This window comes from Qipengyuania atrilutea (assembly GCF_013370205.1).
Classification (GTDB): Bacteria; Pseudomonadota; Alphaproteobacteria; order Sphingomonadales; family Sphingomonadaceae; genus Actirhodobacter; species Actirhodobacter atriluteus.
In genome coordinates, this window is sequence record NZ_JABWGV010000001.1 from 572,980 (window position 1) to 585,860 (window position 12,881).

At 64.0% G+C, this 12,881-nt stretch carries 14 protein-coding genes; 6 read left to right on the top strand and 8 right to left on the bottom strand.

From position 1 onward, the window contains the following. The first annotated feature begins 81 nt into the window (after positions 1 to 81). Together HUV48_RS02805 and HUV48_RS02810 are read left to right on the top strand one after the other, a co-directional pair. The gene (locus HUV48_RS02805; RefSeq protein ID WP_225871485.1) at positions 82 to 1,044 is read left to right on the top strand and encodes an alpha/beta hydrolase; all 963 of its coding nucleotides are present in this window, start codon (positions 82 to 84) and stop codon (positions 1,042 to 1,044) included. Next, positions 1,041 to 1,529, top strand: coding sequence for an RNA pyrophosphohydrolase (locus HUV48_RS02810; RefSeq protein ID WP_176266241.1), 489 nt, complete (start codon positions 1,041 to 1,043; stop codon positions 1,527 to 1,529). Before HUV48_RS02805 ends, HUV48_RS02810 begins: the two co-directional genes overlap by 4 nt. A gap of 14 nt (positions 1,530 to 1,543) precedes the next feature. Here the strand turns inward: HUV48_RS02810 and HUV48_RS02815 are convergent, their stop codons facing one another. From HUV48_RS02815 to guaB, 3 genes are read right to left on the bottom strand one after another with little or no spacing between them, the layout of a single operon-like run. Further along, positions 1,544 to 2,113, bottom strand: coding sequence for a tetratricopeptide repeat protein (locus HUV48_RS02815; RefSeq protein WP_225871486.1), 570 nt, complete (start codon positions 2,111 to 2,113; stop codon positions 1,544 to 1,546). Positions 2,114 to 2,127: 14 nt separating this feature from the next. Continuing rightward, the gene (locus HUV48_RS02820) at positions 2,128 to 3,306 is read right to left on the bottom strand and encodes an RsmB/NOP family class I SAM-dependent RNA methyltransferase (RefSeq protein WP_176266242.1); all 1,179 of its coding nucleotides are present in this window, start codon (positions 3,304 to 3,306) and stop codon (positions 2,128 to 2,130) included. Further along, the gene (gene guaB, locus HUV48_RS02825) at positions 3,303 to 4,766 is read right to left on the bottom strand and encodes an IMP dehydrogenase (protein ID WP_176266243.1); all 1,464 of its coding nucleotides are present in this window, start codon (positions 4,764 to 4,766) and stop codon (positions 3,303 to 3,305) included. The genes HUV48_RS02820 and guaB overlap by 4 nt, the downstream gene beginning before the upstream one ends. Positions 4,767 to 4,964: 198 nt before the next feature. Between guaB and ypfJ the strand changes: the two genes are divergently transcribed. Then, positions 4,965 to 5,825 carry a KPN_02809 family neutral zinc metallopeptidase gene (gene ypfJ, locus HUV48_RS02830; protein WP_176266244.1) on the top strand — a complete coding sequence of 287 codons (861 nt, stop codon included), beginning with the start codon at positions 4,965 to 4,967 and terminating at the stop codon, positions 5,823 to 5,825. Positions 5,826 to 5,838: 13 nt separating this feature from the next. On the opposite strand, the gene HUV48_RS02835 is transcribed toward ypfJ, so the two are convergent. Both HUV48_RS02835 and HUV48_RS02840 read right to left on the bottom strand, forming a co-directional pair. Continuing rightward, entirely contained in the window at positions 5,839 to 7,533 is a 1,695-nt protein-coding gene (locus HUV48_RS02835; RefSeq protein WP_176266245.1) for a M56 family metallopeptidase, read from the bottom strand. After that, on the bottom strand, positions 7,530 to 7,919 hold the full coding sequence (locus tag HUV48_RS02840) for a BlaI/MecI/CopY family transcriptional regulator (RefSeq protein WP_176266246.1): 390 nt from the start codon (positions 7,917 to 7,919) through the stop codon (positions 7,530 to 7,532). The genes HUV48_RS02835 and HUV48_RS02840 overlap by 4 nt, the downstream gene beginning before the upstream one ends. 177 nt (positions 7,920 to 8,096) lie before the next feature. Between HUV48_RS02840 and HUV48_RS02845 the strand changes: the two genes are divergently transcribed. Together HUV48_RS02845 and HUV48_RS02850 are read left to right on the top strand one after the other, a co-directional pair. After that, a complete protein-coding gene (locus HUV48_RS02845; protein ID WP_176266247.1) occupies positions 8,097 to 8,657 on the top strand; it encodes an ATP-dependent Clp protease proteolytic subunit in 561 nt (186 codons plus the stop codon). A 42-nt stretch (positions 8,658 to 8,699) separates the two neighbouring features. Next, complete coding sequence (locus HUV48_RS02850; protein ID WP_404799912.1) at positions 8,700 to 9,326, top strand: peptidylprolyl isomerase; 627 nt, start codon at positions 8,700 to 8,702, stop codon at positions 9,324 to 9,326. A gap of 33 nt (positions 9,327 to 9,359) precedes the next feature. Here the strand turns inward: HUV48_RS02850 and sdhA are convergent, their stop codons facing one another. The 3 genes from sdhA to sdhC are packed head-to-tail and all read right to left on the bottom strand — an operon-like array spanning position 9,360 to position 12,034. Next, positions 9,360 to 11,249: a succinate dehydrogenase flavoprotein subunit gene (gene sdhA, locus HUV48_RS02855; protein WP_176266248.1), complete on the bottom strand. Its 1,890-nt coding sequence runs from the start codon at positions 11,247 to 11,249 to the stop codon at positions 9,360 to 9,362. Beyond that, complete coding sequence (gene sdhD, locus HUV48_RS02860; RefSeq protein ID WP_176266249.1) at positions 11,249 to 11,635, bottom strand: succinate dehydrogenase, hydrophobic membrane anchor protein; 387 nt, start codon at positions 11,633 to 11,635, stop codon at positions 11,249 to 11,251. The genes sdhA and sdhD overlap by 1 nt, the downstream gene beginning before the upstream one ends. Before the next feature lie 18 nt (positions 11,636 to 11,653). Continuing rightward, the gene (gene sdhC / locus HUV48_RS02865) at positions 11,654 to 12,034 is read right to left on the bottom strand and encodes a succinate dehydrogenase, cytochrome b556 subunit (protein WP_176266250.1); all 381 of its coding nucleotides are present in this window, start codon (positions 12,032 to 12,034) and stop codon (positions 11,654 to 11,656) included. Between the two features lie 117 nt (positions 12,035 to 12,151). On the opposite strand from sdhC, the gene HUV48_RS02870 reads away from it, so the two are divergent. Beyond that, positions 12,152 to 12,862: an SDR family NAD(P)-dependent oxidoreductase gene (locus tag HUV48_RS02870; protein WP_176266251.1), complete on the top strand. Its 711-nt coding sequence runs from the start codon at positions 12,152 to 12,154 to the stop codon at positions 12,860 to 12,862. Positions 12,863 to 12,881 lie beyond the last annotated feature (19 nt).

A 12,881-nucleotide genomic window follows, 5' to 3' on the forward strand; every position in this document is an offset into this window, starting at 1 on the left:
TTTGCAAAGATGAAGTGGATTTGCGCGGCAAGGTCGTTACACCGCTGCGTCGTTTGAGAACGAAGCACCAAGGAGCGAGATTTGGCTGACAGCGACCACTTCGTAAGACAGGACGTGCGCGCCTTCCTCGGCATGCTCGAGCAGATGGGCCGTCCGGGGGTCGAGGATCTGCCGATCGCCGAAGGCCGGCAGGGCATGGCCGCGATGGGCAAGCTTGCAGAGGCGGACCCGGTCGATCTGGCGGTGATCCGCGATCTCACCTGCCCCGGCCCGGCAGGCGATATTCCGCTGCGGCTCTACGATACGAAGGATACGCGCGAAGCCGGTCCGGTCGTGGTCTTCATGCACGGCGGTGGCTTCGTCATCGGCGACCTCGAGATCTACCACAGCCTCTGTACGCATATCTGCGAACGGCTCGACCTGCCGGTGGTGTCGGTCGATTACCGGCTCGCGCCCGAAGCTCCCTTCCCGGCTGCTCCCGACGACTGCGAAGCGGCCATGCGCTGGATCGCAGGTTCGCCCGAGGCACTGGGGCGCGAAGTTACCGGCCTCATCCCGATGGGCGACAGCGCGGGCGGAAACCTCACGATCGTCGTGACCAACCAGCTTACCGCTGAGCCCGCCGCGGTTCCGGTCATCATGCAGGCCCCGATCTATCCGGTGGCGGACGACGTGTCGCAGCATCAGAGCTTCCGCGATTTCGGCGAAGGCTATCTCCTCACGCACAAGACCATGGCTTTCTTCACGGAGCAGTATGCGGCCGATCCGGCGGACCCTCGCAACGTGCCGATGGCGGGCGAACACGCATCCTTCCCGCCGACCGTCCTGTGTACCGCCGGGCTTGATCCCTTGCGCGATTCAGGCCGTAATTACGCCGCGCACCTGATCCAGCAGGGTATCGACGTCAGCTACCTCGAATTTCCGGGGACGATCCACGGCTTCATGACGCTGCGCAAGGCGCTGCCGAGCGCGCAGGGCGACCTCGACGCGATGCTGGCGGCGATGCAGGCGATGCTCGCACGCATCGAAGGCAAGAACATATGACCGAAGATGAGAAGATGGAACTCCCGTACCGCCCCTGCGTCGGCGTGATGCTGGTCAACGCGAGGGGCGAAGCCTTCGTCGGTCGCCGCATCGACAACAAGGAAGGCGACTGGTGGCAGATGCCGCAGGGCGGGATCGACGAGGGCGAAGATATCGAAGCCGCTGCCCTACGCGAACTCGGCGAGGAAACCGGAGTCGTACCCCGGCACATCTCCATCATCGCCAAGATGGAAGAACAACTGCGCTACGATTTGCCGGAGGAACTGATCGGCAAGCTGTGGAAGGGTCAGTACCGCGGGCAGGAACAGGTATGGTACCTTGCCCGCTTCACCGGGACCGACGCGGATGTCGACATCGAAGCGCATGATCCGCCCGAGTTCTGCGACTGGAAATGGATTGATCCCGAACAGCTGCCGAACATGATCGTGCCGTTCAAGAAGCGCATCTACCGCGCGGTACTCGAGGAATTTCGTGCGCTGATCTGAATCAGGAGAAGCGCCTAGTTAACTTGCGGCTGCTCGTCAGCGTCCGCGCGCGCTTCGGCGGTCAGGACCGGGCGCGCGGGCGGCGACGCGATCGTTGCGGCGAGCGCCTGCGTTTCCGGACAGCTGTCCCCGCACATGCTTTGCAATTTGGCGAGATTGGCGCGCGCCTGATCAAAGGCACCCTTCTCCGCCAGGGCCTCGCCCTCGCCCGAGATCGCGGCGAAGTTGCTCGGATCGCGCTCAAGCGCCTCGCGGTAATAGCGGATCGCCTTGCCCTGCAAATCCTGGTCGCGGGCGACTTCGGCAAGGTCGATCAAAACCGGGGTATAGGCAGGATCGACGGTCAGCGCCGCTTCGAAGGCGTCGATCGCGTCCTGACTGCGGCCCGCATCCTGCGCGGCCCGGCCTTCGCTGATCAACATCGCGGCGCGCGGGCTTGCCTCCGGCTGGGCACTGGTCGCGACACTTGAAGTCACGGCAAGGGCGAGCGAGAGGGCAGCGGCGGCGGGCGCGTAACGCATGATGAACTCCTTGGCGGGATAGGTCCCGTTGCCCGAAGGCCGGAAGGCGGCTGTATGGGCCATGAATTATCTCGTTATCACACCGTACCTAGCTGTGCGATGAAGAATCCGTCGGTTGCGTCATTGTGAGGCGTCAGCCGGTGGCCGTGACCGTGCGCCCGCCCCCGCGGCAAGTCGATCGGTCGCGCCTCGAAAGCGAGGTTGCGCTCCACGAACGCCTCGACCTGATCGGTGCCTTCGTGGTCGAGCAGCGAGCAGACGACATAGACGAGCCGCCCTCCCGGCTTCACCAATCCCGCAGCGATATCGAGCAGCCGGGCCTGTTCCGCGACGAGCTTGTCCAGGCGGTTCGGCGTAAGCCGCCAGCGGCTTTCGGGATTGCGCCGCCAGGTGCCGGTCCCGGAGCACGGCGCATCGACCAGCACGAGGTCCGCTTTGCCTGCCCATTCGGAGAGCATCTCGCTTTCCTTGCCCGGATCGAGCAGCACTTCGGTGATGTTCGACGCGCCGGCCCGCTCGGCACGCGGCGCAAGCTGCGCCAACCGGCGCTTAACCGTGTCGGCTGCGACGATCGTGCCGCTGTTCTTTATCGCGGCGGCAAGCGCGAGCGTCTTCCCGCCCGCTCCCGCGCAAAGGTCGATGACCGTCTCGCCCGGCTGCACCGCGGCGGCGATACAGGCGAGCTGGCTGCCGTGATCCTGCACCTCGAACAGGCCGCGTGCATAAGCGTCCCATTGCAGCACGCCCGTTCCGCCCTCGAACCGCAAAGCGTTCGGCGCGGCGAGCGGCTCGCCGGGGACCGGAAGGACGATCTCTTCACGCGAAGTCTGAAGTGCGTTCACCCGGATATCGAGTGGCGCACGGCCTAGAAGCGCTTCGGCCTCGGTCCCCGTTATACCGGACTTGGCAAGCGCCTCTGCTATCCATTGCGGCGCGATGCCTGCTTTCGCCGCCGTTTCACCGGGTTCGATCGGAACCGGACCGTGAGGCGTTCCGCTGAAGGCCTCGCCAATCGCAGCGTCGCTTTCGGCGAGCCGCAGCATTGCCGCCCGCCCGCTTGGCGGAATGGGTCCGCACGCGCGGATCGCATCGTAAACGAGCTGGCGCACCGCCCGCCGGTCTTTCGATCCGGCGTAGCGGCGCTGCTTGAAATAGTTGACGATCAGCCGGTCGGCGGGCGCGCCCTGCCCCCGCGCCGCCTCGATAATCTCATCGAGCAGTTCGATGGCGGCCTGAACTCGAGCAGCAGGCGTCACCGGGTCGGGTAGTTCGGTGCTTCGCGGGTGATCGCGACATCGTGAACATGGCTTTCGGAAAGCCCCGCATTGGTGATCCGGACGAACCGGGCACGCTTCTGCAAGTCGGGTATCGTAGCAGAGCCGGTATAGCCCATCGCCGCCTTTACCCCGCCGACCAGCTGGTGAACGACATCGGCCGCCGGCCCCTTGTAGGGAACCTGCCCTTCGATCCCTTCGGGAACGAGCTTCATTGCGGACACGTCCTGCTGGAAATAGCGGTCGGCACTGCCGCGCGCCATCGCGCCGACGCTGCCCATGCCGCGGTAGCTCTTGTAGCTGCGGCCTTGGTAGAGGAAGGTTTCGCCCGGGGCTTCCGCAGTGCCTGCCAGCATTGAACCGATCATCAGCGTGGACGCGCCCGCCGCCAGTGCCTTGGCCGCGTCGCCGCTGGTACGGAGGCCGCCGTCCGCGATGACCGGGACTTCGGACTTCGCAGCTTCCTCGGCGCATTCCATGATCGCGGTCAGCTGGGGCACGCCGACGCCCGCAACGACGCGCGTGGTGCAGATCGAGCCCGGTCCGATACCGACCTTCACCGCATCCGCCCCGGCATCGATCAGCGCGCGGGTCGCTTCGGCGGTCGCGACATTACCCGCGATGACCTGCACGTGGTTCGAAATCTTCTTAACCTTCTCAACCGATTTCGCGACGTCGCGGTTATGCCCATGCGCAGTGTCGATGATGACCACGTCGACTTCCGCGTCGATCAGCGCCTGGCTTCGCTCGAAGCCCTTGTCGCCGACCGTCGTCGCCGCGGCCACTCGCAGCCTGCCGCCCGTATCCTTCGTCGCGTTAGGATAGTTGACCGCCTTCTCGATGTCCTTGACGGTGATGAGGCCGATGCAGCGATAATCGTCGTCCACCACAATCAGCTTCTCGATCCGGCGCTGGTGCAGCAGGCGGCGCGCCTCTTCCTGTCCGGTCCCGAGCGGCACGGTGGCGAGGTTCTCGGTCGTCATTAGCTCGCGCACCGGCTGCGATGGCTGCTCGGCGAAGCGCACGTCGCGGTTGGTGAGAATGCCGACGAGCTTCCCGTCGCGGTCCGTCACCGGAATGCCGCTGATCCGGTGCTGCGTCATGATCGCCTGCGCATCGCCCAGCGTCGCTTCGGGCTGGATCGTGATCGGATTGACGACCATCCCGCTTTCGAAGCGCTTGACGGCCCTCACAGCCGCACATTGCTCGTCGGTTTCCATGTTGCGGTGGAGCACGCCGATCCCGCCGAGCTGCGCCATCACGATCGCCATGTCGGCTTCGGTGACGGTATCCATCGCTGCCGACAGAACGGGAATGTTAAGCGCGATGCCGCGGGTAAGCTGCGTGCGGGTATCCGCCATCGAAGGCAGGATGTCGCTTTCTGCCGGGCGTAGCAGCACGTCGTCGAAGGTGAGGCCGATGGGGATGTCGAAGGATGCCACTTAAGAGAATCGCTTTTCTTGATGAGGGGTGAGCGTGTGGCGGCCCATGTAACGACGCTTTGGCCGAACCGCTAGTGCACGGCTTGCTGCGTACCCCTCGTTCCCGGCAAGCGGAACATTGGCAATCGGCAGTGGTTCGCTACAACGAACTCACGCCTGCCTGACGGCGGCACCGATCATCTTTGGGGGAAATGCGAAATGCGGCTCAATCCGTTCGACACCGGCAATATCAGCGTGCGCGGCGGAGGCGGAGGAGGCTTTCCAGGCGGGGGCGGCGGGAAGATCGGCTGCGGTACGCTCGTCATCGCGGCGATCGGCGCGCTCGTCTTCGGCATCAATCCGATGCAGACCATCGGCGTCGTCGAAGGCGTTCAGCAAAAGTCCGGCGGCAGCGCGACCATAAGTGATGCGAGCGAGCAGGAGGTCTGCACCGAAAGCGAATATGCGACCGAGGCGTGCAATGCGCTGCAATCGCTCAACCAGACCTGGGAACCGGTCTTCCAGCAGGCCGGTATCGAATTCAGCGATCCGACGCTTACCCTGTACAGCCGCGGCATCAACTCCGGCTGCGGCAGCGCGAGCAGCGCGATGGGGCCGTTCTACTGCCCGGCCGATCAGGGCATATACCTCGACACCAGCTTCTACGACACCATGGAGCGGCAGATGGGCGCAGGCGGCGACTTCGCCCGCTACTACGTCATCGCGCACGAATACGGCCATCACATCCAGACCATTACCGGCATTTCCGACCAGATCCGTAGCGCACAGTCGCAGAACCCGCGTGCCGCCAATCAGCTACAGGTCCTGATGGAGCTGCAGGCTGATTGCTACGCCGGCGTGTGGGCAGGGAAGAACCGCAACCTCATCGAGCCGGGCGATATTGAGGAAGGAATGCAGGCCGCCAGTGCCATCGGCGACGATACGCTCATGGAGCAGCAGGGCCAGCGGGTGAACCCGGAGAACTTCACCCACGGAACGAGCGAACAGCGGATGCAGGCGCTACGCCTCGGTCTTCAGGGTGACGACGCGAGCTGCGACGAGATCACCCGGCTGCGCTGAAGCGGAGCGGCTTTCAGCTCGCTTTCATACGGGCAAGTTCGCGGTCGAGAGCGCGCAGCGCTTTCGCCCGGGCGTCCCGCTCCATATCGCGATCGGCAGCGATCGCGGCGCGGGCTTCTACCAGGCCGCTACGCGCCTGGGCCAACGCCTGCGCAGCGATGCGCGAGGCACATACGCGAACCGTCGTCTTGCCGTTTTCGGTGACGGTCTCGGTGTAACTAGTACCTTTCGGGCACGAGTTGATTACGGCTACATTCGCGCTGTGCCGCGCTTCGGCCACGGCTCGCTCGACGTCGCGTTCCATTTCCGCAAGATCCACATCGAGCTCCGCGAGCGCCTGCCGCAATTCGCGGTCCTCGCGGCTGCCGCGCACCACGCGGTGTCCATTTGACGCATGGACGCGCTCCTGCCGCCGTTCGAACATGCGTTCGAGCCGCTGTTCGGCCAGCTCTTCCTGCTTGTGCTGCCGGCCGAGCCGAACTTCCAGCGCTTCCTGCAGCGCTTCGTGCCGATGCCATTCGCGTTCGGCGCGCTCCGCCTCGCGCTCCGCAGCCTCCATCTGCCGTTCGGCATGACGCATGGCGCGCTCTGCCTCCGCTTCGCTGCGTAGATAGGCTGCCTCGCCCTCGTAAAAGCCCGAATCGTACAGCGGAGGTTCCGGCGGAAGAGGCGGTTCGGGCGGAAGCGGTGCGTCGGGGGCATATGGCGCATCGGGCGGGGGCGGCGCTTCCGGCGGCGCAGGGGGCGTATCGCCGGACTGGGCGCTCGCGTAGGTGACGGAAGCGGTCAGCGGCAGGACCAGCGCAGCGCCGGCCAGGAGTATGCGTCCTGCCATCTGGCGGCGCGGGGTGGGATCGGACATGGATAGGCTCCTCAATCGTTCGATGATGGATTTCTCGCCAAGCACGGAGCAGGCCATCGGCGCTGCAAGGGTTGCATGGCCGCCGCTGGCGAAACGGGCGATGACCCCGGCATAATCGGCGCGCTCCTGCCGCGGCAGTCCGCTCACCACGCGCGCGTCGCAGGCAGCCTCCTGGTCCCGGCGCATGGCACGCCAACCTGCCCAACCGAGCGGATTGAACCAGTGCATCGCGAAAAGCGGCTGCACGGCGAAATTTACGAGCAGATCGCGGCCGCGGTGATGCGCGAGTTCGTGCGCGATGGCGAGATTGCGCGCATTGCGGTCCGCCTGCGCCATGAACCCGCAAGGCAGGGCCACGACCTTGTCGCGCACTCCGAAAGCAACCGGTCCCTCGGTATTGGAAGTCTCGAGCAGCCTGATGTCGCCGACTTCACCGACGAATCGCGCTTCGTCCAACATCTGCGCCCGCATCTGCCGGTACTGGGCAAAACGGCGGTACATGAAGATGCTCGCCCCGATGAACCAGACCGCCAGTAGCGGCCAGGTAAAATCGACCGGTGATGCGAAGGTCTGCGGCGTCTGGTTGGTTGCCTCGAGCAGGGTCGGCGCGGCCGGACCAGCGGCGAGCGCGGGCGCTGCGATGCCCTCACTTACGACCGCAGCGTCGGCATGCTTCATCCAGTGCGGCAAGGAAATGGGCGGCATGATCAACCGAAGCATCGGCAGCAGCCACAAAGCGTAAGCGAATTTCGCGCCGAAATATCGGCGTACGGGCCGGCGCAAGAGCAGCACGGCCATGATGAGAACGCCGGTCCACAGGATCGTATCGACAAGAAAGGTGCTCATTTTCTCAGCTCCTTCAAAAGGGCTTCCATCTCGGCAAGATCGGCTTCGGTCAGCGCCTCGCTTTCCGCCAGCTGCGCGAACAGGGGCGCAGCGCGACCGCCGAACAGCCGGTCGACGAGACGGCGCGATTCTCCGCCGACGTAATCCGAGCGCGCAATGGCAGGCGAATAGAGAAAGCGGCGCCCGTCCGCTTCCGCCGCAATGGCGTTCTTCTGGACCAGGCGCGAAAGCAGGGTCTTCACGGTCGCGATCGACCAGTCGCGCTTTTCGCAAACGGCTTCGCAGACGTCGGCGGCCGACATGGGCGCCTGTTCCCAGAGCGCTTCCATCACGGCATGTTCCGCATCGCTGATGCGCTCGGGTTCGGGGGCGGCACGTCTGGTCATCGAAAACTCCTCACCGCATCGAGCGGCGCTTCTGATTACAGTTGTAAACGCTACCGGTTACGTTTGTAAACGTCGTTTCCCTGCAAACCGGCAAGATTTATCGACGAACGACAGGGGTGCGGAACTAATGGAGTGCCTCGCGCCTTCCCTGTTTGCCTCTTCAGACAAAGGATACCCATGCCCGACATCGATCAGACGACCGTCCTGACCTCTCCGCAATTACGCCTGGTCGGCGGCGTCGACGAAGCGATGTACAACGAGTTCAGACGGCAACTCGGCGCCGCTCCCGACGACGGGCCGCTGGTGATCAACATCACCACGCTTGGCGGCAATCCCGAGATCGCCCGCTGCATGGCCGACGATATCCGCCTGCTGCGCGAAGCGAAGCGCGAACTCCTGTTCCTTGGCAAGGCCGCTGTCTACTCGGCCGGGGCGACCTTCATGGCAGGATTTCCGGTGTCCGCACGTTACCTGACGAAAGGTACGCGGCTGATGGTGCACGAACGCCACCTGTCGAAGACGATCAACCTGTCCGGACCGCTCAGGAGCTGTACCGACCAGCTGAAGGCGGCGCTGCATGAGATCGAACACTCGATCAATATCGAGGAAGAAGGGTTCAGCGCCCTCTGCGATGGTTCTGACGTTTCGTTCGACGAGATCAGGAGCAAGGCGCCGGACAACTGGTACATTCCAGCAGACGAAGCGCTCGACCGCGGCCTCATCGCCGGGGTCATCTGACGCGCGGTTGGCGAATTGCGGCCCGCGTCTATACTTCCGCCTATGATGAAACGAATCGTAAGCCTCGCCTTTCTTCCGCTGGCCGCCATCACCTCCGCACAGGAAGCCGCGCCTGCCGCCCCGGATTACGAGACGACGAGCGTGATTCTCAAGACCACCATGGGCGATATTACCGTTGCTTTGGAAACCGAGCGCGCGCCGATTACCGCCGCGAACTTTCTGCGCTACGTCGACGAGGACCGGCTCGACGGCACGGTTTTCTATCGCGCGATGCGGCTCGACTGGGGCGATCAGCCCAACGGTCTCATTCAGGGCGGGGCGCAGTTCGATCCGAAGCGTATCCTCGATCCTATCGCGCACGAACCGACGAGCGAAACCGGCCTCAGCCATACGCGCGGCGCGCTATCGATGGCCCGCAACGAGCCGGGTACGGCAACCGGCGACTTCTCGATCATGCTGCAGGACCAGACCGGCATGGATGCGCAGCCGGACGCGGAAGATCCGCAGTTCCGCGACGGCTATGCCGTCTTTGGTTACGTGACCGAGGGCATGGACGTGGTCGAAGCGATCCACGCAGCCCCGACCGATCCGGACAAAGGCGAAGGCTGGATGAAGGGCCAGATGCTCGCCCAGCCCGTCAGGATTGTGGACGCCCGGCGCGCGGATTAGAAAGGGCGCAGCCGAAGCCGCGCCCCGCTACTGTTAATACACCCGCTTTTTCGGCTCGATGTAGTCGATGTCGTCGGTCAGCGTGTATTCGTGGACCGGGCGGTAGTCGATCTTGACCGCGCCGTCCTTGCCGCCCCAGCCCTCGAACCATGCCGCGGTGTGCTTCATCCAGTTTGCATCGTCGCGGTCCGGGAAGTCCTCGTGCGCATGTGCGCCGCGGCTTTCCTTGCGGTTTTCTGCTGAGGCCATCGTGACCGAAGCCTGCGCGATGAGGTTGTCGAGTTCCATCGTCTCGATCAGGTCGCTGTTCCAGATGAGAGAGCGATCGGTGACGCTGACGTCCTGCATCTTGCTATAGGTGGCAGCGAGCTTCTCCACACCTTCCGACATTAGCTTGCTGTCGCGGAAAACCGCGGCGTGGGTCTGCATCGTCTTCTGCATTTCCGCCCGAATGGCGGCAGTCGGCGCGCTGCCCTTTGCGTGGCGGAAGTGATCGAGACGAGTGAGAGCCATCTCCGCGCTGTTCTTGGGAAGTTCGTTCTGGCTCGCGCCGGGCGTAATCGTGTCCTTGAGACGGTGACCGATCGCCCGGCCGAACACGACGAGGTCGATCAGAGAGTTCGATCCCAGACGGTTTGCGCCGTGCACCGACACGCAGCCCGCTTCGCCAGCCGCGTAGAGACCGGGGACGACATGGTCGGGATTACCGTCAGGTCCGATGGTGACGACCTCGCCGTGATAATTGGTCGGAATGCCGCCCATGTTATAGTGGACTGTCGGTGTGACCGGCAGCGGCTGCCGAGTCAGGTCTACGCCGGCAAAAATCTTTCCGCTCTCTGTAATGCCGGGCAGACGCTCCGCCAGCACGTTCGGATCGATATGATCGAGGTGCAGGTGGATATGATCGCCTTCCGGACCGACGCCCCGCCCCTCGCGCATTTCGAGCGCCATGGAGCGCGACACGACATCGCGGCTCGCCAGATCCTTCGCCGACGGGGCGTAGCGTTCCATGAAGCGCTCTCCCTCGGAATTGGTGAGGTAGCCGCCCTCGCCCCGCGCGCCCTCGGTAATGAGCACGCCCGCACCGTAGATGCCGGTCGGGTGAAACTGCACGAATTCCATGTCTTGCAGCGGCAGACCCGCGCGTAGCACCATCCCGCCGCCATCGCCGGTGCAGGTATGGGCGCTCGTCGCAGTGTAGTAGCAGCGGCCGTAACCGCCGGTCGCCAGCACGACGCTCTGCGAGCGGAACCGGTGGATGCTGCCATCGTCGAGGCACATCGCGATGACGCCGCGGCAAGCGCCGCCTTCCATGATGAGGTCGATCGCGAAATATTCGATGAAGAAGTCCGCGTCGTACTTCAGGCTCTGCTGGTAGAGCGCATGGAGCATTGCATGGCCGGTCCGGTCGGCGGCGGCGCAGGTGCGCTGCACCGGCGGACCCTCGCCCATGTTCTGCATGTGCCCGCCAAACGGACGTTGATAGATCGTGCCGTCCTTGTTGCGGCTGAACGGAACACCTGCGTGTTCGAGTTCGTAGACTGCGGCAGGTGCCTCGCGCGCAAGATATTCGATCGCGTCCTGGTCTCCGAGCCAGTCGGATCCCTTGACGGTATCGTACATGTGCCACGACCAGTGATCGGGCGTATTGTTACCGAGCGAGGCGGCGATCCCGCCCTGCGCCGCGACCGTGTGCGAGCGGGTCGGAAATACCTTCGAGATGTTCGCGGTACGGAAGCCGGCTTCGGCTGATCCCATCGTAGCGCGCAGTCCGCTTCCGCCGGCGCCGACCACTACCACGTCATAGGTGTGGTCGACGATTGGGTAGGCGTTGCTGCTCGTACCGCCCGCCGCAGGCGCCTTCTTGTCGGTGGGTGTCTGATCGCCGGTCTGCGGTGCCGGGTTCCCTGAATTGGCGGCCATCAGGCTGCACCTCCGAATGCCATGCTGGCGATTGAGAAAAGTCCGATCCCGATGCCGGCTACTGCGGCGAGGTTGAGTAAGGCGATAAGTGCGAACCTGTTGCCCGAGTTATCGACGTAATCCTCGAGCATGACCTGAAGGCCGAGCCGGGCGTGCCAGAATACGCTCACGACCAGCAGGGCCACCGCGGTCGCGGGAAGCGGGCGGGCGAACCACTCGCGCAGCGTTGTGTAGGACAGGTCGGGAAGGAAAATGAAGCTCGCCAGCAGGAACAGCATCAACACCAGGTTGCCGATCGCGGTGAAACGTTGCAGCAGCCAGTGATGCGGTCCCTGATGCGCGGAGCCGAGCCCGCGAACTTTCCCGATGGAGGTTCCGTTACCCATAATTCAAACCTGTTCCGTTCAGCTTAGCAGTATCAGCGCCCAGAAACCTGCGGTGAGCAGGATGGCGATAACGGGCGAAAGGGTCGCCCAGGTCTTGTTCGTGTCGAGTTCGTAGCCCGCGCCGATGTCGAGCACGAAATGCCGCAGCCCGCTCATCATATGAGTGAAGAATGCCCAGGTTAAACCGACCAGCACGATATAGCCGAACCACGACGTCATGACCGAAACGAAGGTCGCGTATGCTTCGGGTCCGCTGGCAAGCGCGCCAAGCCACCACAGAAGGACCGCGAGCCCGACCAGCGCCATGCCGTCACCGGTGACCCGGTGGAGGATCGAGGTCAGCATGTGCGGACCCCATTTCCAGATTGTCAAATGGGGGGAAAGCGGTCTGTCGGCCATGAAACTCGTTAATCCGTTCGCTTTTCTAAGATCGTGCCCCTCCCCTTAGCGCATGGGACGCACCGTGCAAGGCGGCCTTGCTCGACAAGGCGAGGGTTTTTCCTGATACGGGCGCGCATGACGACTATCTTGCTTACCGGATCGAGTCGCGGGATCGGCGCTGCCACCCGCAAGGTATTGGAAGCGCGCGGCGCGACCGTAATCGGACACGCGACCAATGCCCGGGACGACCAAACCATCGCCGCAGACTTCACCGAGCCTTCTGCTCCGAAGTTGTTGTGGGAAGAGGCGCTGGATCGCAGCGGCGGCGCGATCGATGTGCTCATCAACAACGCCGGACTTTTTTCGCCCAACCCCGTCGACACAAGCGACATCGAATGGCTCGATGCGTGGGAAGCGACCATGCGCATCAACCTTACCTCCGCCGCGCTGCTGTCGCGCCTTGCAGTAAGGCACTGGCAGGAACGCTCGGTTCCCGGCCGGATCGTCCATGTCGCGAGCCGTGCCGGACATCGCGGCGATTCGCCGGCGCATTGGCACTATGCCGCGGCCAAAAGCGGGATGCTGGCGATGCACAAGACGATCGCGCGGGGTTATGCGAACGTGGGCATTCTAAGCTTCGCGGTAACCCCGGGCTTCACCGATACAGCAATGGCCGGCGACTATCTTGAAAGCCGGGGGGGCGCGGGCCTCCTCGCCGACATCCCGCTCGGCCGCGTGGCCGAGCCCGAAGAGATGGCGGCAATCGCTACCTTCTGCGCGCTCGATGCACCGCCCAGCATGACCGGCGCGACCATCGACGCCAATGGCGCAAGCTATGTTCGCTAAACGAGGCGCGGCTGTTTTC